The following is a 2,565-nucleotide window of genomic DNA, read 5'->3' as shown; positions in this document are numbered from 1 at the left end:
GCTCGAATGCCTCAAGCGGGCCCACAAGCTCAACCATTTCGCACTCCGCGCGAAGCTCTATGTCGAGGCGCTTCAGCATGCTTTCGGCGAACTCAGGCGCTTGAAAGCGGCGGCTGCGTAACATCAGTTATTAATTATGCGCGCATGCGTGACCCTGATCCAGGACTGTTTCGCGTCCATACGCTAGACCTTGGCCAGCAGCGGCATGGTGCTAATTGAGATGCCGCTGAGGATCTAGGCCTGGTGGATCTGCGCCGTGAATGCATTGAAACTCGTTATGGGCTATAGGCCCGGAGGTGATGCACACAGAAGGCCAGATGATCCAGAGTGTCGAGGCCCATGTGAGTCTAGGAATGCTGGAACCCTATAAAGTCCGAAACAAACTGGTATGTAGTTGAGCGGGTCATGAATGACGCGCGACGAACCATGAGGAGCCGACTCCAAATGACGGAAGTATCATCTCATGTAGTAGGTGATGACTCTGAGTCTGAATCGAAATCGCTGGAAAGGACACTCGCCAAATTGGAGGCGCGCGTTGCAGAACGACATCCAAAGACGTTTCCTAAACGCGCTCAGATAAATCCAACTACGACTGGAAAAGTCGTACAACTCCCGATCTGGCCTGAGTTTCGTCGAGGTGTTCCCAACGAGTTGGTGCGAGGTGCTCTGTTTACGATTGGAAACACAAGGACACCACGCGCCTATCGAAGAAGCATGGTGATCGCTTCTCTAAGTAATATTGAAATTAACTACACGGGAGAAGAACTTCGGCAGGACGATGAGGATGTGTTTTTACAGCTAGTCCATCTTGCCAGAGTTTCTCCTTTAGGATCGGAGGTATCGTTCACTGCGCATTCCATGCTCAAATCATTGAAGTGGCCGACAAATTCTCGCTCTTATGATCGTCTGCGCGAAACAATCATGAGGTTACAGGCATCTGGCGTCGAAATTCGTACTGCTAGGGGAGGGTACTCAGGTTCATTGATTCGAGATTTTGAATGGAGAGAGGATGGATCTGGAACATCATCGAGATCATGGAATGTCAGGCTTGAGCCGCGGATTGCGTCCCTTTTCGACAATGTATCATATACACAGATAGACTGGGATCAACGCCTTCGACTTGGAACTCTTGCGAAGTGGCTACATGCTTTTTATTATACTCATCAAAAACCTTTCCCGATGAAAACCGGGACAATTCGGACCCTTTGCGGATCGACAACAAAAGATCTATCGAAATTCAGACAGTTGTTAAAAGCTTCGTTATCGGAATTGATTTCCGTAGGGTTTTTGCGTTCTGCAGAGATTCAGTCCGGCTCAGATCTGGTTTTTGTGATAAGAACCAACGATGCTGATAAATTAGTGAGCAAGTAACATAAGAGGGGCGGTCAGTAGCAGCTGCGCCCGTGTCTATACAACACCCGAACTGATCGCCGCCGATCGCGCATACCACTGCGCAATGCCTCCCTCCAAGGTGCTCAGATGGCGCAGATAGCATTACACCATGCGCCCATCGCGCCAACCGCCGGCCTGCAGAATCGCTGCGGTCGCCACCCCGGCCGCCGCCATGTCCTGGGCCGCCCCGACCCGTAGCGAGTGCCCGGACCACGCCGCCGCGCGTTGACCAATCGGGTCCGCAGGATCCGTTGGCGGGGTCGTCCATTCTCCACGCGCCTCCAGGGACCGCCCGACCGCTTCCTTGATCCGGTCATTGACCGCCGCCGCGTTTAACCGCAGCCCGCGCCCCGTCCCCCCGACTTGGTCCAGCCCGTTGCGTTGCAAGCGGGTGAACACCGGCCCCTGCACCAACTCACTGCGTCTCAACCAGGTGCGCACCAACGCGGTGGCCGGAGGACTCAGATAGCGCACCTCCACGCGCGCCGCCAGATCGGTCTTGGTCGGGCGCAGCAACACCGTCGCCGCCCCCTCCGCCAGCCAGGTCAGATCCGCGATATCGAGGGCCACCAACTCCGCCTGCCGCGCCAGCGGTTATGTATGAGGGCGACGAGCGTGTGCCCGCCAGATCCTCCCCTAGCAGCGGCTGGATCGCCTGCAGGTCCGCACCCAACGCAGCGGCGCCGCCTGGAGTGCATCGCCCACGCCCCGCCCCAGCCCTTTGAGGGTCTGGCGCACCAGCGGTGAGGCCGCCGGATCGGGCAACTCCAGCAGCCGATGCAAGGTTGCCAGGGTGCTCAGATAGCGGCGCACCGTGGTGATCGCCCGCGGGTGCCCGTCGGCCGTCCCCTGGCCGCTGCGTTGCGCGTGCAGAAAAGCCACCAGCAGCCGCCGGTGTCACCGGCAGGCGCACCCGCGCCGCCCGGTCCGAAAACTGGGCGGCCGCCGCGTCCAGACACCAGGTGCGAAAGACCCGCCAGTCGGCGGCTCAGTCCCGCTGGGTCGGTGGCGCGGCGGCGGCCAGCGCCGCCGTGAGGGTGGGGGTCGGCAGGACGTTCCAGGCATCGGCGGCAAACAGCGGCTCGCAGAGCGCGGCGGGGAGCGGCACGGCGGCGATCGCAGCCAGGGAGGCAGTCATCGACGACTCCAGTGCGCGCTGGGGAGGGTGCGGGT

Annotated in this window: 4 protein-coding genes and 1 pseudogene; 2 read left to right on the top strand and 3 right to left on the bottom strand. The window is 59.1% G+C overall.

Annotation, left to right across the window (positions count from 1 at the left end; all coding sequences use genetic code 11):
- Both CKO27_RS24825 and trfA read left to right on the top strand, forming a co-directional pair.
- Positions 1 to 121: pseudogene (locus tag CKO27_RS24825) on the top strand (IS701 family transposase); the annotation flags it as partial.
- 323 nt (positions 122 to 444) lie between these two features.
- Positions 445 to 1,371 carry a plasmid replication initiator TrfA gene (gene trfA / locus CKO27_RS23615; RefSeq protein ID WP_200377359.1) on the top strand — a complete coding sequence of 309 codons (927 nt, stop codon included), beginning with the start codon at positions 445 to 447 and terminating at the stop codon, positions 1,369 to 1,371.
- A gap of 123 nt (positions 1,372 to 1,494) precedes the next feature.
- On the opposite strand, the gene CKO27_RS23610 is transcribed toward trfA, so the two are convergent.
- From CKO27_RS23610 to CKO27_RS23600, 3 genes are all read right to left on the bottom strand, one after another.
- On the bottom strand, positions 1,495 to 1,962 hold the full coding sequence (locus tag CKO27_RS23610) for a site-specific integrase (protein ID WP_200377358.1): 468 nt from the start codon (positions 1,960 to 1,962) through the stop codon (positions 1,495 to 1,497).
- A gap of 66 nt (positions 1,963 to 2,028) precedes the next feature.
- Complete coding sequence (locus tag CKO27_RS23605) at positions 2,029 to 2,274, bottom strand: hypothetical protein (protein ID WP_200377357.1); 246 nt, start codon at positions 2,272 to 2,274, stop codon at positions 2,029 to 2,031.
- Between the two features lie 106 nt (positions 2,275 to 2,380).
- Complete coding sequence (locus CKO27_RS23600) at positions 2,381 to 2,530, bottom strand: hypothetical protein (protein WP_200377356.1); 150 nt, start codon at positions 2,528 to 2,530, stop codon at positions 2,381 to 2,383.
- Between the last annotated feature and the right edge of the window lie 35 nt (positions 2,531 to 2,565).

It is taken from the genome of Thiocystis violacea (assembly GCF_016583575.1).
GTDB classification, from domain to species: Bacteria; Pseudomonadota; Gammaproteobacteria; order Chromatiales; family Chromatiaceae; genus Thiocystis; species Thiocystis violacea.
Note: the sequence above shows the minus strand (reverse complement) of the source record. Positions and strands in the feature narration are given on the sequence as shown.